This window comes from Burkholderia sp. MSMB1498 (assembly GCF_001526245.1).
GTDB lineage: Bacteria > Pseudomonadota > Gammaproteobacteria > Burkholderiales > Burkholderiaceae > Burkholderia > Burkholderia savannae.
The window spans coordinates 45,345-67,555 of the sequence record NZ_LOYJ01000017.1 but is presented as its reverse complement, the minus strand read 5'-3'; the positions used below and the strand labels follow the sequence as shown (position 1 = coordinate 67,555).

The 22,211-nt window shown below is 71.0% G+C and carries 12 protein-coding genes; 7 read left to right on the top strand and 5 right to left on the bottom strand.

The window, feature by feature from the left end; all coding sequences use genetic code 11:
- Positions 1-12 precede the first annotated feature (12 nt).
- Both WS91_RS04285 and WS91_RS04280 read left to right on the top strand, forming a co-directional pair.
- Entirely contained in the window at positions 13-1,359 is a 1,347-nt protein-coding gene (locus WS91_RS04285; RefSeq protein ID WP_059669804.1) for a Zn-dependent hydrolase, read from the top strand.
- A 25-nt stretch (positions 1,360-1,384) separates the two neighbouring features.
- Complete coding sequence (locus WS91_RS04280; RefSeq protein ID WP_038747866.1) at positions 1,385-2,407, top strand: histone deacetylase family protein; 1,023 nt, start codon at positions 1,385-1,387, stop codon at positions 2,405-2,407.
- Positions 2,408-2,883: 476 nt separating this feature from the next.
- Here the strand turns inward: WS91_RS04280 and WS91_RS04275 are convergent, their stop codons facing one another.
- The 4 genes from WS91_RS04275 to cobA all read right to left on the bottom strand — a co-directional run bounded on the left by WS91_RS04275 (position 2,884) and on the right by cobA (position 8,954).
- A complete protein-coding gene (locus WS91_RS04275) occupies positions 2,884-5,061 on the bottom strand; it encodes a hypothetical protein (RefSeq protein ID WP_059669803.1) in 2,178 nt (725 codons plus the stop codon).
- Between the two features lie 1,285 nt (positions 5,062-6,346).
- Positions 6,347-7,408, bottom strand: a complete 1,062-nt coding sequence (locus WS91_RS04265; RefSeq protein WP_059669801.1) for a CmpA/NrtA family ABC transporter substrate-binding protein — start codon at positions 7,406-7,408, stop codon at positions 6,347-6,349.
- Positions 7,409-7,425: 17 nt separating this feature from the next.
- Positions 7,426-8,022 carry an ANTAR domain-containing response regulator gene (locus tag WS91_RS04260; protein WP_038747855.1) on the bottom strand — a complete coding sequence of 199 codons (597 nt, stop codon included), beginning with the start codon at positions 8,020-8,022 and terminating at the stop codon, positions 7,426-7,428.
- Positions 8,023-8,126: 104 nt separating this feature from the next.
- The gene (cobA, locus tag WS91_RS04255; RefSeq protein ID WP_038747853.1) at positions 8,127-8,954 is read right to left on the bottom strand and encodes a uroporphyrinogen-III C-methyltransferase; all 828 of its coding nucleotides are present in this window, start codon (positions 8,952-8,954) and stop codon (positions 8,127-8,129) included.
- Between the two features lie 793 nt (positions 8,955-9,747).
- On the opposite strand from cobA, the gene WS91_RS04250 reads away from it, so the two are divergent.
- The 5 genes from WS91_RS04250 to WS91_RS36680 all read left to right on the top strand — a co-directional run bounded on the left by WS91_RS04250 (position 9,748) and on the right by WS91_RS36680 (position 19,828).
- Positions 9,748-11,073 (top strand): MFS transporter, encoded by a 1,326-nt coding sequence (locus WS91_RS04250; RefSeq protein WP_059582147.1) that lies wholly within the window; start codon positions 9,748-9,750, stop codon positions 11,071-11,073.
- Positions 11,074-11,096: 23 nt separating this feature from the next.
- The gene (gene nirB, locus WS91_RS04245) at positions 11,097-13,694 is read left to right on the top strand and encodes a nitrite reductase large subunit NirB (RefSeq protein ID WP_059669800.1); all 2,598 of its coding nucleotides are present in this window, start codon (positions 11,097-11,099) and stop codon (positions 13,692-13,694) included.
- 37 nt (positions 13,695-13,731) lie between these two features.
- Complete coding sequence (nirD, locus tag WS91_RS04240) at positions 13,732-14,085, top strand: nitrite reductase small subunit NirD (protein ID WP_038747845.1); 354 nt, start codon at positions 13,732-13,734, stop codon at positions 14,083-14,085.
- A gap of 41 nt (positions 14,086-14,126) precedes the next feature.
- Positions 14,127-18,398: a bifunctional nitrate reductase/sulfite reductase flavoprotein subunit alpha gene (locus WS91_RS04235; RefSeq protein ID WP_059669799.1), complete on the top strand. Its 4,272-nt coding sequence runs from the start codon at positions 14,127-14,129 to the stop codon at positions 18,396-18,398.
- Between the two features lie 710 nt (positions 18,399-19,108).
- Complete coding sequence (locus WS91_RS36680; protein WP_197422205.1) at positions 19,109-19,828, top strand: hypothetical protein; 720 nt, start codon at positions 19,109-19,111, stop codon at positions 19,826-19,828.
- Between the two features lie 304 nt (positions 19,829-20,132).
- On the opposite strand, the gene WS91_RS04220 is transcribed toward WS91_RS36680, so the two are convergent.
- Positions 20,133-21,845, bottom strand: a complete 1,713-nt coding sequence (locus tag WS91_RS04220; RefSeq protein WP_059669798.1) for a peptidoglycan D,D-transpeptidase FtsI family protein — start codon at positions 21,843-21,845, stop codon at positions 20,133-20,135.
- Between the last annotated feature and the right edge of the window lie 366 nt (positions 21,846-22,211).

The window sequence follows — 22,211 nt, the reverse complement described above, 5'->3', positions numbered from 1 at the left end:
GAGGAGGCTGCGGTGTGGGAAATCGACGGTACGCGACTCTGGAACAGTCTGATGGATCTCGCGCGGATCGGCGGCACCGCGCGGGGCGGCGTGCGCCGGCTCGCGCTGACCGACGCCGATCGGCGCGGCCGCGAGCGCTTCGCGCAATGGTGCCGCGACGCGGGAATGACGGTGCGCGTCGATGCGATCGGCAATCTGTTCGCGCGGCGCGCCGGTGCGGATGACGCGCATCCGGCCGTGCTCGTCGGCAGCCATCTCGACACGCAGCCCGAAGGCGGGCGCTTCGACGGCGCGTACGGCGTGCTCGCCGGGCTCGAGCTCGTGCGCACGCTGAACGATCGCGGGATCGTCACCGACAAGCCGATCGAGATCGTGTCGTGGACCAACGAGGAGGGCGCGCGCTTCGCGCCGGCGATGCTCGGCTCGGCGGTGTTCGCGGGCGCGATGTCGCTCGACGCGGCGCTCGCGGTGCGCGATGCGCACGGCGTCGCGCTCGCCGACGCGCTCGACGCGTGCGGCTACCGCGATCCGCTGCGGGCCGCGTGGGCGCTCGGCCCGCATGCGCCGTGCGATCCGGAAGTGGCGCGCGTGCCGATGCGCGAGCGCGTGGATGCGTACTTCGAGGCGCACATCGAGCAGGGGCCGGTGCTGGAGCGAAACGGCACGGCGATCGGCGTCGTGACGGGCGGGCAAGCGATCCGCTGGCTCGACGCGACCGTGACGGGCGTCGCCGCGCACGCGGGCACGACGCCGATGCCGTACCGGAAGTGCGCGCTGTTCGCGAGCGCCGAGATCGCGCTCGCGCTCGAAGCGCTCGCCGCGCGCCGCGCGCCGGATGCGCTCGCGACGATCGGGCAGAGCGTGATCGAGAACGCGTCGCGCAACACGATCGCGGAGCGCGTCGCGTTCAGCGTCGATCTTCGTCATCCTGACGATGCGACGCTCGACGCGATCGAGCGCGAGCTGCGCGACGCGTGCGCGCACATCGCCGCGCGCCGCGGCGTGGCGGTCGACATCCGCTCGCATTGGTCGAGTCCCGCGACGCCGTTCGACCCCGCGTGCGTCGCGCTCGTCGAGGCGGCCGCGCGCCGCTGCGGTTACACGCACGAGCGGATCGTGAGCGGCGCCGGACACGACGCGATTCATCTCGCGCGCTGCGTGCCGGCGGCGATGGTGTTCATTCCGTGCGTCGGCGGGCTGTCGCACAACGCGGCCGAGCGCGCGCTGCCCGAGCACATCGCGGCGGGCGCGAACGTGCTGCTCGACGCGGTGCTCGCGCGCGCCGGCGTGCATGCGCAAACGGCTCGACCCGCGAGGCCGGCGCACGTGCGCGCCGACATCGCGGCGCAACTGCATTGACGATCGATCCGGGAACCGACCTCGCATGCTGACTTATTTTCATCCGGATCAGTTGAAGCACCGCCCGCTCACCTACCTGTCGCGCGGCAAGATGCGCGCGCCGCACGAAGTGCCCGAACGGGCCGCGCGGCTGCTCGACGCGGCGAACTCGCTCGGCTTCGACGTGCGCGCACCCGCGGACTTCGGCTCGGCGCCGCTCGCGGCCGTGCACAGCGCGCCGTATCTGCGCTTTCTCGCCGACGCGCATCGCGAATGGCGGCGCATTCCGGAGGATTGGGGGCCCGAGGTGATGTCGAACATTTACGTGCGCGAGCCGAATCCGCTGCGCGGCGTGCTCGCGCAGGCGGCGCGCTATCTCGCGGACGGCAGCTGCCCGATCGGCGAGCACACGTATCGGGCCGCGTACTGGTCCGCGCAGGATGCGCTCGCGGGCGCGGCGGCTCTTTGCGGCGGCGTGCGCGACGCGTACGCGCTCTGCCGTCCGCCCGGCCATCATGCGCGGCGCGACGCGGCGGGCGGCTTCTGTTATCTGAACAACGCGGCGATCGCCGCGCAGGCGCTGCGCGCGCGCTACGCGCGGGTCGCGATCCTCGACACCGACATGCATCACGGCCAGGGCATCCAGGCGCTGTTCTACGATCGCGACGACGTGCTGTACGTGTCGATTCACGGCGATCCGACGAACTTCTATCCGGCCGTCACGGGCTACGAGGAAGAGCGCGGAGCGGGGCGCGGCGAGGGCTACAACGTGAATCTGCCGATGCCGCACGGATCGGCCGAATCGGTGTTCTTCGCGCAGCTCGAGCGTGCGAAGGCGATCGTCGAGCGCTTCGCGCCCGACGCGCTCGTGTTCGCGCTCGGCTTCGACGTGTACCGGGACGATCCGCAATCGAAGGTCGCGGTGACGACCGAGGGCTTCGGCCGGCTCGGCGCGCTCGTCGGCGCGTTGCGCTTGCCGACGCTGATCGTGCAGGAAGGCGGCTATCACCTGGATACGCTCGCGCGCAACGCCGCGGCGTTCTTCGGGAGTTATCAGGCGGCGCGCTGAGCGCGCCCGCCGCAACGTCGGGACGGCGAAGTTTCCGTCGCCCGGGCGTTCGATGGGTTTCGTTGGTTCGGCACTAGTGGCTGACGAGGCTAGTGCGCCGCCCGCCATCTGGAGGTGGCCCTTGGATGCAGGCGGATTTTGCCGCGCGAGCGATCGCGCGGCTTTTCTCTTTTTGCGCCGCGCGTTCGCGCGGCTGTGTCGGCGAGGGCGTCCGGTCGTCGACGGAAAGGGCGCGCGGCGTGCGCTTTGCAATGGCGCTCGGCGCTAGGCGCGCGACAGGCTAGGCGTGGCGTGGCGGCGTTAAGCGCGCGATGGCGCGCGATGGCGTGCGATGGCCTGCGTCGCGCGCGCTCGCCGTACCGGCCGGCGTTTCGATCGGCACCGCGCCGGCGCCGCGCGAACCGGCGCGGCGAGCCGCGCTCGTTCGACGCGCGGCCGGCATCGAACCGTCGTCCCGCGATCGATGATTCGAGCGGTCAGGATGCCGCGCCGCTCATGCGGTTCGCCGCCGCGGCTTGCGTCGGGCCGCGCTGCGGCGTCGCGCCGCCGGCCGCGCGCGCGTCCCACCAGTACTTGCCCGCGCGCAAGTTCGGGTCCCGGATCGCCAGATACGTCGTGCTCCACAATTGCGCGGCGTTCGCCTCGGTGACGTCGGCGCTGCGCGTGCCGAACGCCTCCGCCTGGTATTGCCCGTTCGCGTACGACCACGACCACATCTCGGTCGAGCGCATGTCCTTCGCGTTCGAGATCACCTGCCAGATCTGCTGACGCGCCTGCGCGAGCAGCGTGCGCACGTCGCTCGGCAAATCGGTGCGCGCGAGCTGACGGTCGAGGCCCGCGACCCACATCGCCTGTTGCCACGACCAGATCACCGTGCCGTGATACGCGGAGCTCGTGAAGCGCGGCCAGAGCGTCGGGTCCGCGTACGCGGGGTTCGCGATCAGCATCCCGACGTCGGTCACGAGACCGGCCGGGAACGGCCGCATCACGTCGCTGACGATGCGCGCGAGCAACGGCGGCGCAGGATCGCCGAACAGCAGCACGAAGCCGCCGTCCGAGTGCATGATCGGGATCGGGTTGCCGTTCGCGTCGAGCGCGATCGCATCGAACTGCAGCGCGGCGTCCGGCACCGTGCCCGCCGGCACGCCCGCTTGCGGCGCGTACGCGGCGAGCTTCGCGCGCGCGTCGCTCGGCGTGACGGCGATCTGGAAGTACGGCGGCGCGGCGCGCTCCCAGACGGCCGCCGCCGCGCCCGCGTTCGCGAGGACGGCGCGCTGGTCGCCGCTCAGATACGGGTCGAGCAGCCCGCGCGCGAGGAAATTGGCGCACGCGCGCAGCGCGGCCGGCACGAGCGCGACGTTCACGTCGTACGGGTAGACGCCGCCCGCGAGGCCGTCGGTGCTGTCGCGCCAGTTGCCGACGATCTCGCCGGGGCGCAGCCGGATCAGGTTCGCGGCGAGCGCTTGCTGCGCGAACGGCTGCGCGGTCTGCACGACGCGCAGCAGGTTGCTCACGAAGCGGCTGCCGTTCGTGACGCCGTCGTCGCCCGTTTGCGCGAGATACGCGGCGGCGCGCGCCTGGCCGCGCGGGTCCTCGATCAGCCAGTCCGCCATGATCGGCGCGAGCATGTAGTCGCCGTCGATCATCTTGTAGTCGTAGGTCGGCGTCGGATCGTTCGGGCGGCCGTGCCTCAGATTGTCGATCAGCGCGAATTCGCCGATGCCTTCCTCGTGCGCGACCTTGCCGTCCGGCGACAGGCGGCTCAGCACCGAGCCGAGCCCGGCCTCGATCACGTCCGGCTGCAGCACGGGCATCAGCATGCGCACCGAGATCAGCGTGTCGCGGCCGAAGTAGGTGTCGTACTGCCACGAGCCCGCGAGCAGCTTGTCGCTGAAGCTCAGGAATTCGAACACGTTCTGGTTCAGCGGATCAGGGTTGACGGCCGACGTGAACAGATTCGCATGCGTGATCGGTTGCAGCGGCGTTTCGCCGCTGAACGCGTCGATGTGCAGACGCAGCGTCGGCGCGCCCGACGGCGACTGCAGCAGGAGCTTGCCGGCGCCGTCCGACGCCACCGAGCCGCCGTCGAGCACCGTGACGCGCAGCGCGTAGCCCGGCGCGCCGTCGACGCGATCGCGCTGCCACATCGCGACGTTGCCCGACACGGTCGGCGGCGCGACGATGTCGGCCGGCACGGTCGCGCCGCCGTTGTAGTCGCGCAGGAAGCGCACGGAGCTCAGCAGCGCCTGCCTGATCGACAGGCTGCTCGCGTCGGCCGACACGTCGACGCCGATTCCGTACAGCGTCCGGCCCGCCGCGTCCTGCGTGGTGGCGGGCGCGATCGGCGTGTCCTGGCTCCAGTTGACGGGCTGCGACGTATCGTCGAACCAGAGGCCCGCGCCGCTGTTGCCGGCCGGAAACACGACGAGCAGGCGAGGCTTCGCCGACGAGCGCATCAGCAGATGCGCGGCGATCTTGTCCTGTCGATAGAACGCGTTGATCTGGTTGCCGCGGTCGAGCCGGAACGCGAGCGCCGGGGCGGACGGATCGCCGCCTCCCGAAATGTCGTCGTGATCGGAGCAGCTCGCCAGAAAGGCAATGAAAAAGGCAATTAAACAGGTGAAGACTTTCCTCGTATCGAAATACGCCTTCATATCTCCTCCATTTGCTCGTGGGCAACGGAAATTGTGTCGATATGTCCGGTGACCGGATGTCGCCGGACAGACGAAAGGCACGGCTGAATGACGCTTGAATCGGGACGCGCGATGCGAGACGGCCGGATGCTCGCCGTGTCGTGCCGAATGCGGATTGCGCGCGGATTGCGTGCGCACGCCGCAACGTGCGGTTGCCGTGCGCGCGTCGCGCGCGTAGCCGGAGCCGCCCGGGCCGGCGCAAATGCCGCTGCGGCCGCCTGGCGCGAGCCGGGCGAGATGAGGATGTGACGCGGCGCGTCGATGCGCGCCGTGCCGGCCGAGTGCGACGCGAGCCCATCGCGCTTCGGCGGAAACGTTCGAACTTCGGCTACATCGCGTGCTGCGCGCTCGCTTCCACACGAATGCGTGGTACGTCAGCACCCGTGCATGCTAAACCATTCGTCACATGATTGGGGCGGGAGTGAACGTTGCTTTCGAATTTTCTATGTATCGAGTTGTTAATGATTCAAATGAAATCGCATTGAAAAATCATGATTCGTCAATCGATTCGGTCGAATTCGCATGGCAAAAGAACGCCGATTCGCGATCGCGGATTTCAGTGCGGGTGGGCCGTTCTGATCGATTCGTCGGCCGTCCTTCGTCCTTTGTCATCGCTTCGATTCGTCGACGTACCGCGCGACGGGTTGCCGCGCGCATTCGCAGTTGGCCCGTCGGCACCGGCTTCTTCGCGCGGTGCGACGAACGGCCGAAGCGATCTCGCGCGCGGCGTACGGAATTCGGCGCGCCTCGTCGATTCGCGCGCGCGGCGTGCGGCGTGTCGCGTGTCGCGTGTGGCATGTGGCGTGCGTCGCCGCGTGTCGTTTCGTTCGGCCGCGGCCGGACCGTTCGCGTGCGGGCGAGCCGCGGCGCGCATGGGTGCAATCCGCGCCGTGTGCGATGCGCGCGCGCTTGATCGTCGTCGTCGTGACAATCCGTACCACGTGATGAGCCAATTCGGAGGCGCGGATGCGACGAAGCCGCATCTGCTCGCCGCGTACATCGTGCGGGCGGCCCCGGCCGGCACGATCGCCGGCGTGGCGGCGCTATCGTGCAACTGATGTGCAACTGATGTGCGGCTGATGCGAATTGATCGGCCGGGCCGCCGCGAGGAGCAGCGGACTCTTCGCCGCGCGCATCGGCATCGATGCGCGGGCGAGTCGTCGACGAGGCGGCCGGCTCGCGTGCGTCGTGCAAACGTCGCGCAAACGTCGCGCGAGCCTGCCGCCGCGCGCGACGAAGCCCCCCGTCAGCCGACGCGCCGCGCTCCCGCGAGCGCGACCGCTTCGTCGTAGAGCGCCGTTTGCGCGACGCCGCTCGTGATTGCCGCGTCGTCGACGTCCGAGCGCAGCATGCCCCAGCGCCGGTATTGCGACAGGAACCACACGCCGTCGCTCGCCGCGGGCCGGTTCACCGTTCCGTGCCCGTAGAACCGGATCGGCGCGGGCGGCCGCGCGAACGGGCCCGCGCCGTAATCGCCGAGCAGCCGCGGCGCGATCTGCGCGACCGGCACGTCGATCGCGTCCGGCTCCGCGAGCCATTCGGCCGCCTGCCGCCGATGGTCCGCGTCGTCGAGCCATTCGCACGCGTCGAGCAGCGTGCGCACCAGCAGCCGCGCGGCATTCGGATACAGCGCGACGAATTCGCGCCGGCACGCGAGCGCCTTTTCCGGATGATCGAGCCAGACTTCGCTCGTCGCCGCGACCGTCCTGCCCGCGCCGCTCGCCTCGGCGACCGCGTTCCACGGCTCGCCGACGCACAGCCCGTCGAGCTCGCCCGCCGCGAGCGCGCCGACCATCTCCGGCGGCGGAATCACGACGCTGCGAATGTCGCGCAGCGGATCGACGCCGCGCGACGCGAGCCAGTGATACAGCCACATCGCGTGCGTGCCCGTCGGGAACGTCTGCGCGAACACGGGGCGGCGGCCGAGCGTCGCGAGCGCGGCCTTCAGGTCGCCCGACGCGCGGTAGGCGCCGGCGAGCCGGTTCGAGAACGTGATCGCCTGGCCGTTGCGGTTGAGCACCATCGGCACGGCCATGTCGGCGCGCGGCCCGCCGATGCCGAGCTGCACGCCGTAGACGAGCCCGTACAGCGCGTGCGCCGCGTCGAGCTCGCCCGACAGCAGCTTGTCGCGGATGCTGGCCCACGACGGCTGCCGGCACAGCTCGAGCGCGAGACCGTAGCGCTCGCCGAGCTCGAGCCGCTTCGCGACGACGAGCGGCGCCGCGTCGCTCAGCGCGACGAAGCCGATGCGCAGGCGGCGGCGTTCCGGTGCGTCGGGTGTCGCTGGGTTCATGCGCGCTGTGTTCATGCGTAGTGCACCTTCGATCAAGATTGCGAGTGCGCCGCGAGCAGCCGGCGGGCCGCCTCGACGATCCGGACGCCCTGATCCATCGCGCTGCGGCGCAGCGTCGCGTAGGCCTCCTGTTCGGACAGCTTGCGGCGGTCCATCAGCATGCGCTTCGCGCGATCGATCAGCTTGCGGTCGGCGAGTTCGCTCTCGACGTCGGCGAGCCGCTTGCGCAATTGCTCGTCGTGCGAGAAGCGCGCGAGCGCGACTTCGAGGATCGGCGCGAGCCGTTCGGCGGAGAGCCCCTCGATCAGATACGCGCTCACGCCCGCGCCGACCGCCGCGCGGATCAACTGCTGGTCGGCGTCGTGGCTGAACATCAGCACGGGGCGCGGCGCGGTCGCGTTCATCACCGCGAGCTGCTCGAGCGTGTCGCGCGACGGCGATTCGGTGTCGATGATCACGACGTCCGGCCGCTGCTCTTCGACGGCCGCGGGCAGCCGCGCGGGCGTCGCGACCTCGTCGAGCATCTCGTAGCCGAGGCGCGCGAGCGTGTCGCGCAGCTCGCCGAGCGGCTTGTCGGTGTCGGTGACGAGCAGCACGCGCAGCCTGGAGGAATGGTCAGTCGATTCCATGGATCGGATGGAGGAGGCGGGCGCGCTGCGGCGGCGCCCGCCCATGCGATTGTTTTTACCATACGCGCGCGGGCGGCGCGCAACCGCTGGCCGGCGCGCGCGGCTCAGGCCGCGTGCGAAACCTCGGGGCGTTCGAGCGTGCGCGCGGCGGCGTGCGTGCCGCGCGCGTCGTCCGAGCCCGCGTGCGCATTGCGCGCCGCGCATGCGCCGCCGGTCGCGAGCGCCTCGCCGATCGCGCGGCCGACGAAGATCACGGCCGGGCTGCCGAGGCCCGCCTCGGCGGCGCCGGCGGCGAGGCGGCCGAGCGTGCCGGCCCAGCGCCGCTCGGCCGGCGTGCCCGCCCACTGGACGACGGCGGCGGGCGTCGCTGCATCGAGCGTCGACAGCAGCCCCGCGGCGATCCGCTCGATGCGGCTCATCCCCATGTAGATCGCGAGCGTCGTGCCGGCTGCGGCGAGCCTCGCCCAGTCGGGCTCGCCGTGGTCCTGCAGGTGCGCGGTGACGAACGTCACGCCCTGACAGTGATCGCGGTGCGTGAGCGACACGCCGAGGCTCGCGGCGGCCGCGAAGCCCGACGAGATCCCATTGACGATCTCGACCGGCACGCGCGCCGCGCGCAACGCGGCGATCTCTTCGCCCGCGCGGCCGAACAGCAGCACGTCGCCGCCCTTGACGCGCACGACGTGCGCGCCGCGCAGCGCGTAGCGGCACATCAGCCGCTCGATGAACGCCTGCGGCGTCGACCGGCAGCCGCCGCGCTTGCCGACACGGATCACGCGCGCTTGCGGCGCGAGCGCGACGATGTCCGGATTGACGAGATCGTCGAGCAGCAGCACGTCGGCGGCCGCGAGCGCTTTCGCCGCCTTGAGCGTCAGCAGATCCAGATCGCCGGGGCCGGCGCCGAGCAGCGTGACCTTGCCCATCGTGTTCATCTTCGTATCCCCATGTCGCGCGGGCGGCGCGTGCGCGGCGAATGCGCGTTGCCCCAAAAAAGAACGGCGTCCTGCGCACCCCGCCGACGCAGCGGCCGGATGCGTGGGACACCGTTGTCCAAGTGGACCGTCCGTCGGCGGACGGTCCGAAAGAAGTCTCGCGATGCGGCACCGGCTCCGTTGCCGATGACGCTTCATGGTGAGCAATATTCGGGCCAGCGTCGGCGGCGCGCGCTTGGCGAAGCGGCGCGAGACGGCGCGCTTGCGCGCGTCGTCTCGCGCCGACGCGTCGCGTGCGGGGCGGCGTCGGGCGGGTTGCCGTCGCGCCCGCCCGACGCCAGCCCCGGCTGGGACGCAGCGCGCGACGCGAGCATCCGCGCAAAGCGCCGCACGCCGCTCATCGCTCATAGATCATCGCTCATCGCTCGCCGCGTCCGGACGCACGGCGTCGCGATCGACGCGCGAGGACGCCCGCCGCACCCGGCTGCGCACCGGCATGTCGCACGCCGACAGTGCTGCATCGCACCAGATCTGTGCTTCGCTGCATCACCGCGCATCGTCGGCGCGCGCCGCGAAACCCGGGCGTTTCGGCGCAATCCCGCGTCGCGTCTCGCTTCGCGTCGGCTGGCACGGCACTTGCCTAGCGATCGACGGGCGATTCAACGACGATTCGCCTCGCAGCATCGAATATCGATCCGCCCGGCGACGGGCTTTCTGGGCAACGGCGTCCTACGCATCCGGTCACTCGAGACCGGGTTCGCAGGACGCCGTTTTCGTTTGGTGAGACAACAAGATGTCCGACAAAGCCACCCGCATCGACCTGCTCGACTGGCGCACCGCGCCGATGCGCGCGTTCCATCTGACGTGGATCGCGTTCTTCGTGTGTTTCTTCGCATGGTTCGCGTGCGCGCCGCTGATGCCGCTCATCGCCCGCGAATTCAGACTGAGCGCCGATCAGGTCGCGAACGTCAGCATCGCGGCCGTCGCGGCGACGATCGCGGTGCGGCTCGTCGTCGGCCCGCTCTGCGACCGTTTCGGCCCGCGCCGCGTCTATGCGGGCCTGCTCGCGCTCGGCGCGATTCCGGTGTTCGCGGTGGCGTTCTCGCACGATTACCTGACGTTCCTGCTGTGCCGCTTGGGCATCGGCGCGATCGGCGCGAGCTTCGTGATCACGCAATACCACACGTCGGTGATGTTCGCGCCGAACGTCGTCGGCACCGCGAACGCGACGGCGGCCGGCTGGGGCAACGCGGGCGCGGGCGCGGCTCAGGCGGCGATGCCGCTGCTCGTGGCCGCCGCGCTGATGCTCGGCCTGCCCGACGCGTCCGCGTGGCGCGCGGCGCTCGCGGCGCCGGGCGTCGCGATGCTCGCGATGGCGTTCGTCTACTGGCGCTTCACGCAGGACTGCCCGCAGGGCGACTTCGCCGCGCTGCGCGCGCGCGGCGCGACGATCGACAGCGGCAAGAAGGGCGGCTTCGCGAGCTTCGCCGCCGCGTGCGCGAACTACCGCGTGTGGATGCTGTTCGTCACCTACGGCGCGTGCTTCGGCGTCGAAGTGTTCATGCACAACATCGCCGCGCTCTACTACGTCAATCACTTCCAGCTGTCGCTGAAGGACGCGGGCCTCGCCGCCGGCATCTTCGGCCTCCTCGCGCTCTTCGCGCGCGCGACGGGCGGCTGGCTGTCGGATCGCGTCGCCGCGCGCCGCGGGCTCGACGTGCGCGCGACGCTGCTGTTCACGCTGATCGTCGGCGAGGGGCTCGGGCTGCTGTGGTTCGCGCATGCGGGCAGCGTGGCGGCGGCCGTCGTCGCGATGGTCGCGTTCGGTCTCTTCACGCACATGGCCTGCGGCGCGACGTACGCGCTCGTGCCGTTCATCGATCGCCGCGCGCTCGGCGGCGTCGCGGGGATCGTCGGCGCGGGCGGCAACGTCGGCGCGGTCGCGGCAGGATTCCTGATGAAAGGCGTCGGCGATATCCAACAAACGCTCACGCTGCTAGGCCTATTCGTCACCGTTTCCGCGTTTTGCGCGCTCGCGGTACGGTTCAGCGCCGAGCACAAGGCTCGCGAGGCGGCGCTGCGCGAGCGCGCGCTTGCCGCGAACGGCTTCACGCATTAACAGGGAAACAGAGGGCATCCACCATGAAAATCGTCGTCATCGGTCACGGGATGGTCGGCCACAAGCTGCTCGAATGCATCGCGGCCGGCGCGCGGGATGCGTGCTGCGCGCCGCAGGTCGCGGTGATCTGCGAAGAGCCGCGCCCCGCGTACGACCGCGTTCACCTGTCCGAATTCTTCGCCGGCAAGTCGGCCGACGACCTGTCGCTCGTCGAGCCGGGCTTCTTCAAGCGTCATCCGAACTTTCGCGTGCTGCTGAACACGAAGGCGGTCGCGATCGACCGCCGCGCGCGCACGGTCGCGCTGTCGACGGGCGAGACGCTCGCGTACGACAAGCTCGTGCTCGCGACGGGCTCGACGCCGTTCGTGCCGCCCGTGCCGGGTCGCGAGCGCGCCGATTGCTTCGTCTACCGAACGATCGAGGATCTCGAGGCGATGCAGGCGTGCGGCGCGCGCGCGAAGTCGGGCGTCGTCGTCGGCGGCGGGCTGCTCGGCCTCGAATGCGCGAAGGCGCTGCGCGACATGGGGCTCGCGACGCACGTCGTCGAATTCGCGCCGCGCCTGATGGCGGTGCAAGTGGACGAAGGCGGCGGCCGGATGCTGCGCGGCAGGATCGAGGCGCTCGGCGTGCAGGTGCACACGGGCAAGAACACGCTTGCGATCGTCGACGGCGAGGCGGGCGCGCACCGGATGGAATTCGCCGACGGCACGCATCTCGATGCCGACATGATCGTGTTCTCCGCGGGCATCCGGCCGCGCGACGAGATCGCGCGCGCGTGCGGGCTCGAGATCGGCCCGCGCGGCGGCGTCGCGATCGACAGCGGCTGCCGCACGAGCGATCAGGATATCTACGCGATCGGCGAGTGCGCGGCGTGGAACGGCCAGACTTTCGGCCTCGTCGCGCCCGGCTACGACATGGCGCGCGTCGTTGCGCGGCAGCTCGCGGGCGGCGACGGCGCGTTCACCGGCGCGGACCTGAGCACGAAGCTCAAGCTGATGGGCGTCGATGTCGCGAGCATCGGCGACGCGCACGGCAAGACGCCCGGCAGCCGCACGTACCAGTTCGCCGACGAACGCAAGGCGATCTACAAGAAGCTCGTCGTGTCCGAATGCGGGAAAGAACTGCTCGGCGCGGTGATGGTGGGCGACGCGGCCGAGTACGGCACGCTGCTGCAGATGATGCTGAACCGGATCGAGCTGTCCGATTCGCCCGAATTCCTGATCCTGCCGTCGTCGGACGGCGCGGCGAAGCCGGCGCTCGGCGTCGACGCGCTGCCCGACGCCGCGCAGATCTGCTCGTGCAACAACGTGACGAAGGCGCAGCTCTGCGAGGCGCTCGCGCAGGGAGCGACGAGCATCGGCGCGCTGAAGAGCTGCACGGGCGCGGGCACGTCGTGCGGCGGCTGCGTGCCGCTCGTCACGCAGGTGATGAAGGCCGAGATGAAGAAGCAGGGCCTCGACGTGAACAACCACCTGTGCGAGCACTTCCCGCATTCGCGGCAGGAGCTCTATCACCTCGTGCGCGTCGAGCGGATCAAGACGTTCGGCGCGCTCTTGGAGAAGCACGGCCGCGGCCTCGGCTGCGACGTCTGCAAGCCGGCCGTCGCCGGCATCCTCGCGTCGTGCTGGAACGAATTCGTGCTCAAGAAGGAGCATGCGGGGCTGCAGGATACGAACGACTACTATCTCGCGAACATCCAGCGCGACGGCACGTATTCGGTCGTGCCGCGGATGCCGGGCGGCGAGGTCACGCCGGAAGGGCTGATCGCGGTCGGCCAGGTCGCGCGCAAGTACGGCCTCTACACGAAGATCACGGGCGGCCAGCGCGTCGACCTGTTCGGCGCGCGCGTCGAGCAGTTGCCGCTCATCTGGGAGGAGCTGATCGCGGCCGGCTTCGAATCGGGCCACGCGTACGGCAAGTCGGTGCGCACCGTGAAATCGTGCGTCGGCTCGACGTGGTGCCGCTACGGCGTCGGCGATTCGGTCGGCCTCGCGATCGATCTGGAAAACCGCTACAAGGGCCTGCGCGCGCCGCACAAGCTGAAGTTCGGCGTGTCCGGCTGCACGCGCGAATGCGCGGAGGCGCAGGGCAAGGACATCGGCGTGATCGCGACCGAGAAGGGCTGGAACCTGTACGTGTGCGGCAACGGCGGGATGAAGCCGCGCCACGCGGAGCTGCTCGCGGCCGATCTCGACCGCGAGCAGCTCGTGCGCTACGTCGACCGCTTCCTGATGTTCTACATCCGCACCGCCGACCGGCTGCAGCGCACGAGCGTGTGGCGCGACAACCTCGAAGGCGGGCTCGACTACCTGATCGACGTCGTCGTCCACGACAAGCTCGGGCTCGCGGCGGAGCTCGAGGCGCAGATGCAGCATATCGTCGATACGTACGAATGCGAATGGAAGAAGGCCGTCGCCGATCCGGCCACGCGCCGGCGCTTTCGTCACTTCGTCAACAGCGACGCGCCCGATTCGACGATCGCGTTCGTCGAGGCGCGCGGCCAGATTCGCCCGGCGACGCCGGACGAGCGCGAGGCGCTCGGCGCTGTCAGCCCGGCCGCTTCAGCCGACGCGCGCCGCGCGCCCGAGGCGCAAGCGCAAACCGAAGCCGAAACCGCTTGAACGTTCCGTCATCGTCAGCCACTGAAAGGAGATCGCCATGACCCGCCATCGAGACGCTTGCGCGTGGACGCCCGTCTGCGCGCTCGACGACATCCTGCCGAACACGGGCGTCTGCGCGCTCGTGAACGGCGAGCAGGTCGCCGTGTTCCACGTCGACGACGGCGGCGGCCACGGCCGCGCGTTCGCGATCGGCAACGTCGATCCGCATTCGCATGCCGCCGTGCTGTCGCGCGGGCTGATCGGCAGCCTCGGCGAGCGGATCGTCGTCGCGTCGCCGCTCTACAAGCATCACTTCGACCTGCGCACGGGCGAGTGCGTCGAGGCGCCGGACCAATCGGTGAGCGCGTATGCGTCGCGCATCGAGGACGGCTACGTGTGGGTCGCGGCCTGACGCGCCGCGCCGACCGATAGCGAACGGCGAGGCGAGCGAACGTGGCGAGCGCGAGCGTGAAGACCGTGTGCCCGTACTGCGGCGTCGGCTGCGGCATGGTGCTGCACGTCGAGGGCGGCGAGGTCGTCAAGGTGTCCGGCGACACCGAGCATCCGACCAACTTCGGGCGTCTGTGCACGAAGGGCTCGTCCGCGCATGTCGCGCTGCGCAACGCGGGCCGGCTCGAGCGCGCGTTCGTGCGCGACGCGCGCGAGCGCGATCCCGCGCCCGTGCCGATCGCCGACGCGATCGCCGAGACCGCGCGCCGGCTGCGCGCCGTGCTCGACGCGCACGGCCCCGACGCGCTCGCGTTCTACGTGTCGGGCCAGATGTCGCTCGAAGCGCAGTATCTCGTGAACAAGCTCGCGAAGGGCTACGTGCGCACGCCGCACATCGAATCGAATTCGCGCCTTTGCATGGCGAGCGCGGGTAGCGGCTACAAGCTGTCGCTCGGCGCGGACGGCCCGCCCGGCTCGTATCAGGATTTCGACCGCGCGGACCTGTTCTTCGTGATCGGCTCGAACATGGCCGACTGCCATCCGATCCTGTTCCTGCGGATGATGGACCGCGTGAAGGCGGGCGCGAAGCTCGTCGTCGTCGATCCGCGCCGCACCGCGACCGCGGACAAGGCGGACCTGTTCCTGAAGATCCGGCCCGGCACCGATCTCGCGCTGTTGAACGGGCTGCTGCATCTGCTGCACGCGAACGGCAGGACCGACGCGGAGTTCATCGCCGCGCACACCGAGGGCTGGGACGCGATGCCGGATTTCCTCGGCGATTACGCGCCCGAGAAGGTCGCCGAAATCACCGGCCTCGGCGAAGCGGACATCCGGCTCGCCGCGCAATGGATCGGCGACGCGCGCGAATGGACGAGCTGCTGGACGATGGGGCTCAACCAGAGCACGCACGGCACCTGGAACACGAACGCGATCTGCAACCTGCATCTCGCGACGGGCAGGATTTGCCGGCCGGGCAGCGGGCCGTTCTCGCTGACCGGGCAGCCGAACGCGATGGGCGGCCGCGAGATGGGCTACATGGGACCGGGGCTGCCGGGCCAGCGCACCGCGCTCGACGACGACGACCGCCGCTTCGTCGAGGACGTCTGGCGCCTGCCTGCGGGCACGATCCGCAAGGACGCGGGCGGCGGCACCGTCGACCTGTTCGCGAAAATGGCCGCGGGCGACGTGAAGGCGTGCTGGATCATCTGCACGAACCCGGCCGCGACGGTCGCGAACCGCAAGAACGTGATCGCCGGGCTGCGGGCGGCCGACGTCGTGATCGTGCAGGACGCGTTCCTCGACACCGAGACGAACCGCTACGCGGACATCCTGCTGCCGGGCGCGTTGTGGGCGGAGGCCGAAGGCGTGATGATCAACTCGGAGCGCAACCTCACGCTGATGCGGCAGGCGATCGAGCCGCCCGGCGACGCATGGCCGGACTGGAGGATCGTCGCGGCGGTCGCGCGTGAGATGGGCTACGGCGACGCGTTCGACTACGGTTCGGCCGCCGAAGTATTCGACGAGATCCGGCGCTTCGCGAATCCGCGCACCGGCTACGACCTGCGCGGCGCGAGCCACGCGGCGCTGCGCGACACGCCGCTGCAATGGCCGTGTCCGCCGGACGACGGGCGCGACCGCCATCCGATCCGCTACCTGAACGACGGCGCGAGCGAGCCGCTTCGGACGCTGCCCGACGGCGGCGCGCCGCCGATCGCGTTTCCGACGCCGTCCGGCAAGGCGCGCTTCTTCGCGCGGCCGCACGTCGCGCCGGCCGAGACGCCGACGCGCGAATTCCCGATCGTGCTGAACACGGGCCGCTTGCAGCATCAGTGGCACACGATGACGAAGACGGGCAAGGTTGCGATGCTGAACAAGCTGAATCCGCGCCCGTTCGTCGAGATCCATCCGCACGACGCGGCCGCGCTGTCGATCGCCGCGAAGGACGCGGTCGAGATCCGTTCGGCGCGCGGCCGCGCGGTGTTGCCCGCTGTCGTCACCGACCGCGTGCAGCCGGGCGCGTGCTTCGCGCCGATGCACTGGAACGACGTGTACGGCGACGACCTGTGCGTGAACGCGCTCACGAACGACGCGGTCGATCCGGTGTCGCTGCAGCCCGAACTCAAATTCTGCGCGGTCGCGCTTGCGCGCGCCGACGTGTCCGGCGAAACGGACGCCGCGGCGGGCGGCGACGCGCGCGCGCCGCGCGCAGACGCGCATGAAGTGCGTGAATCGTATGAGGCGCACGCAGGCGGCGCGCCGCGCGCGTTCGGCGCGTGCGCCGCCGCGTGCGCCGCCGACGCCGCCCCCGAGGAACTGAACATGTCCGATATCGACACCTTCGCCGCGCTGCTCGGCGTCCCGGTCACGGCGAGCGCGCCGCAGCTCACGGGCGCGGAACGCGTCTACGTCGCGGGCTTCGTCAGCGGGCTGCGCTGCGTCGAGGGCAGACGGGCGGGCGGCGTGCCGGTGCTGCCCGCGAACGCGCCGCTTGGCGCCGACACGCGGCTCTGGGTCGACGGGCTGCTCGCCGGGCTGTTCAGCCGCGCGCCGGGCGGGGCGCCGGCGCTGCTCGAGGCGCGGGCGGGCGCGACGTCGCCGCCGCCGCTGCCGGCGGCCGACGCGTCGCCCGCGCCGAGCGGCGTGCGGATCGTGCGCGCGCGGCCGAAGGTCGTGCTGCTGTGGGCGTCGCAGACGGGCAACGTCGAATCGCTGACCGAGCGCTACGCGACGCAGCTGATGGATTCGGGCTTCGAGATCCGCGTCGCGTGCATGGCCGATTATCCGGCCGCGTCGCTCGCGAAGGCGCAGTACGCGCTGCTGATGACGAGCACGTTCGGCGACGGCGACGCGCCGGACAACGGCCAGGAATTCTGGGCGGCGCTGAACGCAGCGCACGCGCCGCGCGTGGACGGGCTGCGCTACGCGGTGCTCGCGTTCGGCGACCGCAACTACGACCAGTTCTGCGGCCACGGCCGCCGGCTCGACGCGAGGCTCGCGGCGCTCGGCGCGACGCGCGTCGTCGAGCGCGTCGATTGCGACGCCGAATTCCAGCCGGCCGCCGACGCGTGGCTCGAACGCGCGATCGCGCGGATCAAGGAAGAGGACGCGGCGCTGCACGCGGTGCCGGCGGACGGGATGATCCCGTCGGGCGCAATCCCGACGAAGACGCGCCCGGCCGCGTCGCGGCTCGTCGCGAACCTGCGGCTCAACGAGCCGGGCGCGGCGAAGGATACGCGCTACGTGTCGCTGTCGACGGACGGCGCGGCGATCGAATACGAAACGGGCGACGCGCTCGGCGTGTGGCCGACGAACTGCCCGGCGCTCGTCGACGAGCTGCTGACGTTGACGCGCCTGAAGGCGGACGCGCCGGTGACGCTCGCGGGCGTGGGCGAGCTGCGGCTCGCCGATGCGCTCGCGAGGCATCTCGACATCACGCGGCCGCATCCCGACGCGCTCGCGCTCGTCGCGTCGCGCAGCCGCTCGGGAGACGCGCTCGCGCGCCTGCTCGGCGACGATCGCAAGGCGGATCTGAAAAACTGGCTGTGGGGGCAGCAGATCGCCGACGTGCTGCACGAGTTTCCGCTCGAGCTGTCGGCCGCCGAGCTCGTCGGGATGCTCAAGCGCCTGCAGCCGCGGCTGTATTCGATCGCGTCGAGCCCGAACGCGCATCGCGGCGAGATCCATCTGACCGTGTCGGCCGTGCGCTACAGCAACGGGCGGCGGCAGCGCAAGGGCGTCGCGTCGACGTTCCTCGCGGATCGCGCGGCCGACGCGGGCGTGCCGGTGTTCGTGCAGAAGTCCGCGCATTTCCGGCCGCCGGCGAGCGGCGACACGCCGATCGTGATGGTCGGGCCGGGCACGGGCATCGCGCCGTTTCGCGGCTTCCTGCACGAGCGGCGCGCGCGCGGCGCGAACGGGCGCAACTGGCTCTTCTTCGGCGAACAGCACGCGGACACCGATTTCTACTATCGCGACGAGCTCGCCCGGATGCGCACGGACGGTTTGCTGACGCGGCTCGATCTCGCGTTCTCGCGCGATCAGAAGGAGAAGATCTACGTGCAGGACCGGATGATCGAGCAGGGCGCGGCGCTGTGGGCGTGGCTCGAGGAGGGCGCGCATTTCTACGTGTGCGGCGACGCGTCGCGCATGGCGAAGGACGTCGACGCGGCGCTGAAGGCGATCGTCGCGCGGCATGGGGGGATGACCGACGAGCAGGCGGCGGACTACGTCGCGCGGCTCGCGAAGGACAAGCGTTATGCGCGAGACGTTTATTGAAGTGGGCGCGCCGCTCGACGGCGGCGGCGCGGCGCCGAGGGACACCGCATACGTGGGGCCGAGGCAGATGTACGGGCGCGGGCGGCGGGTGCGCAGCCGCGCCGGACGGGCGCTCGCGCGCATGCGCGCGCGGCTGCGCCGAGAGCCGCGCGCGTGCCTGCGCCACGCGGCGGATCGGGGGTCGAGCGTGCGCTGACGCGCGCTGCGCCGGGGGCGTTGGCGCGGGTGAGGTCGACGCCGTTGTGGGGGGCGTTTGCGTTCGCGTTGCCATCAACGTCAGCGTCAACGTCAGCGTCAACCGAGCCGACCGCGTCAGCAGAGTCGGTCGCGTCGGCGGCAGTGGCGGCGATGACGGAGATGGCAGCGATAGCCGCGATGGCGCGCCACGTCGCGACACCGGGCGCACACCGCGCGCACGCCGCGCCGCCGCGCCGCCGCGCATCGCGGCGAATTCGACAAGCGCGGCGCGTTTTAAAAACACGCGCGCTCCGATTTTCGTAACATCGAACCGCGCGTTCGCCGACGGGCACGATGCCCCGACGACACGAACGCGTACGCCGCGGCCGCCGCACGCGCCGGCCGCGCCATGAACCCGACGTCGCCGGCGGCTGCGCCGCACGCGCCGCATCCCGCGTTCGCGCATACGGCGCCCGGCCGCGTCGTGACGACGAACGCCAGCCGGCCGGCCGCGCCATTCGATCGACAACCGCATGATCCGCAATCTCCCGATATCCGCTCATGTGCCGACTGCGGCCGGCGCGCAAGCCGCCGACCGGCTCGCCGGCACGACCGTTCCGGCGCACGCGTCGCGCAAGCAGATTTTCCCGAACTCGTGCGGCGCCGCGAGCCTTCTATGCATCGCGAAGGAGCTCGGCGTCGAGAAGATGCCGGCGTATAAGGGCTCGCTGAGCGAGCTCGGCGACGGCACGCTCGAGCTGAGCAACGCATGCGAGCAGGATCTTTTCATGATCACGAGCGGGATGACGACGCACCGGCGTCATGCGGACCGCATCCATGACGCCGGATATTCGATGCCGCAGCATCTGATGTTCGCGGGGCAACTGCTGGGGCTCGAGATGGACATTCACGAGCATCCCGGCATCTTCTCGAAGGTGTTGAACTGGCTGTATTCGGACGTCAAGTCGTCGCTCGCGCCGGGCACCGTCGTCAGGCCGCACGCGGCCGAGCTGCGCGAAGGCGAGGCCGAGCTGAAGGCGCTCGCCGTGTCGTTCGCGAAGGTGCCGGTCGGGCTGCACTGGGTCGCGCATCGCGCCGACGGCAGCTACATGGACCCGGGAACGGGCAAGAACGCCGGCAGCTTCGACGACATGCAGCGCAACATGCGCGCCGAGTCCCATTCGTTCATGGGGTACGCGGATACGGGGATCTCGATCGTCGTGCGGCGGGGCGAATCGATCTCCCGCCCGTGAACGCGGCGCGCGCCGGGCCGACCATGTCGATGCCGCGGCGCGCGTGGAATCCGTCGCCTTGCGCTGCGAGCGTCACGCGCTTCACGACGCGCGGAGTCGCATCGAATGTCGGCGGCACACGGCGTTCCGCACGGCTCGGCGCGCGCGCCGCCGTTCGGAGATTGACCGAAAGCGCGCGGCGTGCGGCGAACGAGCCGGCACAAGCGTTCCGACATGTCGACGTCCGACAAGGATCGAGGGCGCAAACGACGGCTGCGGCTCGGCCGTTGCACGGTGGCTATCGGCGCGACGATCGAATCGCGCGTCATGCATGCCGCGGCGCTGTCCGATCGGGCGGCACGCCGAGCAGATGCAGCGCGTTCTCCATGATCTGCGCCCACGCGGGGCCGGCCGCCGGGCCGCCGTAATACGAGCCGCGCGACGGCTCGTCGATCATCACCGCGACGATCAGCCGGGGATCGCTCATCGGCGCCATGCCGACGAAGAGCGCCCGGTACTTGCCGCGCGCATAGCGCCCGGCGTGCAGCTTGCGCGCGGTGCCCGTCTTCGCGCCGATCCGGTAGTCGGGCAGCCGGGCGACGCGCGCCGTGCCTTGCTCGCCGTCCGTTTCCAGCATCGCGCGAATCTGCCGCGCAACCGCGGGCGGCACGACGCGCACGCGCTCGGCCTGCGCGCTCGCGCGCGTGAGCGACAGCGCAATGCGCTCGCCGTCGCCGGCGAAGGCCGTGTAGACGTCCGCGAGCTGCGCGAGCGACATCGACAGCCCGTAGCCGTACGACATCGTCAGGCGCTCGATCGGCCTCCAATGGCGGGCCGGCCGCAGCGTGCCGCGCGCGACCGCCGGCAGGCCCGCGAGCGGCCGAGCGCCGATGCCGGCACGCGCGAACGTCTGCCACATGTCCTGCGCGCGCAGCCGCTCGGCGATCTTCGCCATGCCGATATTGCTCGATTTCGCGATGATCTGCGTGACGCTCAGCTCGCCGAAGTCGCCGGTGTCGTGAATCGTCGCGCCGTCGATCTCCAGCACGCCGGGCGACGTGTCGAAGCGCGTGTCGGGCGTGACGACGCCTTCGCTCAACGCGAGCGCGACCGTGACGGGCTTGAGCGTCGACGCCGGCTCGAAGACGTCGGTCAGCGCGCGGTCGCGGAAGCGGCCGTCGCCGTCGCCGGCCGCGTGCGGCTCGTTCGGATCGAACGTGGGGGCGTTCACGAGCGCGAGGACGCCGCCCGTCTTCGCATCGACGACGATCGCGCAGCCGGCCGCCGCGCCGGTGCGCTCGATGGTCCGCTCGACGGCGAGCGTGGCGAGATGCTGGATGCGCCGATCGACGGACAGCCTCACGTCCGCGCCGGGCGTGCCCGCCGATTCGACGTCGCCGACGTCCACCGGGCGGCCCAGGCGGTCGACGATGTAGTCCCGCTTCGCGCCGACGCCGGCGAGCGCGGCGTCGGCGGCGAGCTCGACGCCTTCGAGCCCGTGACCGTTCGCGCCGACGAAGCCGACGAGCTGCGCGACGTCGCCGCCGCCCGGGTAATAGCGCCGCGTCGCGCGGGCGACGTGCACGCCCGGCACGTCGAGCCGCTCGACGCGCGCGGCCAGCTCCGGCGCGATCCAGCGCTTCAGATACAGGAACTGACGCGCGCTGAGCGCCTTGGCGGCGAGCGCGTCGTCCGGCAGGCCGAGCAGCGACGCGAGCGCGCGCATTTGCGGATGCGTCGCGCGGCGCAGCGCGTCGGGCGCGATCCACACGTCGGCGACGGGCTCGTTGATCGCGAGGGCGTCGCCGTTGCGGTCGAGAATGCGCCCGCGCGTCGGCGCGGCCGCGAACGTGTGCTCGTATCGCTTCACGCCCTGCCTGATGTAGAAATCGCTGTGCACGACCTGAACCCACAGCGCGCGCGCCGCGAGCGCGCCGAAGCCGGCGCAGAGGAGCGCGAGGACGCAGCGCGAGCGCCAGCGGGGGAGCGTGCCGGGCGTCGGCGGAGGGGGGCGGAGCGATTCGGTGGGTTTCGGCATGGTCGAATGGGTGTCGAGTCGACGTCGTGGCGACGCAGGTGGGTGGCGACAGGGGCGATGCCCCGACCGCGAGGGCGCGGCCGTGAAGCGAGAGCCCCGATGGATGACCGATGCGCTCGCCGCCGTCGGGCGAGCGCGCGCGGAAAGAGGACGCGGCGAAGCGCGTCGGCACGCGCGGCGCGATGCCGCGCGGAGGGATGAAGGCGAAATGACGCTGCACGGCGACGCGCGCCGCTTCGATAGGCGATCGATGCCGGCGCGGGCGTCGCGCGTCGCGTCGCGTCGCGTCTCGTCTCGTCGCGCGTCGCATCTTGTCGCGCGGGCGCGGGCGCGTCGCCGTTGCCGTCGCGGCGCGCGCGAGAGCGG

Bases quoted from the DNA above. Each gene is read 5' to 3' on its own strand.
- WS91_RS04280 (WP_038747866.1), top strand. From the start codon at position 1,385: ATGCTGACTTATTTTCATCCGGATCAGTTGAAGCACCGCCCGCTCACC.
- WS91_RS04275 (WP_059669803.1), bottom strand. From the start codon at position 5,061: ATGAAGGCGTATTTCGATACGAGGAAAGTCTTCACCTGTTTAATTGCC.
- WS91_RS04265 (WP_059669801.1), bottom strand. From the start codon at position 7,408: ATGAACACAGCGCGCATGAACCCAGCGACACCCGACGCACCGGAACGC.
- WS91_RS04260 (WP_038747855.1), bottom strand. From the start codon at position 8,022: ATGGAATCGACTGACCATTCCTCCAGGCTGCGCGTGCTGCTCGTCACC.
- cobA (WP_038747853.1), bottom strand. From the start codon at position 8,954: ATGAACACGATGGGCAAGGTCACGCTGCTCGGCGCCGGCCCCGGCGAT.
- WS91_RS04250 (WP_059582147.1), top strand. From the start codon at position 9,748: ATGTCCGACAAAGCCACCCGCATCGACCTGCTCGACTGGCGCACCGCG.
- nirB (WP_059669800.1), top strand. From the start codon at position 11,097: ATGAAAATCGTCGTCATCGGTCACGGGATGGTCGGCCACAAGCTGCTC.
- nirD (WP_038747845.1), top strand. From the start codon at position 13,732: ATGACCCGCCATCGAGACGCTTGCGCGTGGACGCCCGTCTGCGCGCTC.
- WS91_RS36680 (WP_197422205.1), top strand. From the start codon at position 19,109: ATGATCCGCAATCTCCCGATATCCGCTCATGTGCCGACTGCGGCCGGC.
- WS91_RS04220 (WP_059669798.1), bottom strand. From the start codon at position 21,845: ATGCCGAAACCCACCGAATCGCTCCGCCCCCCTCCGCCGACGCCCGGC.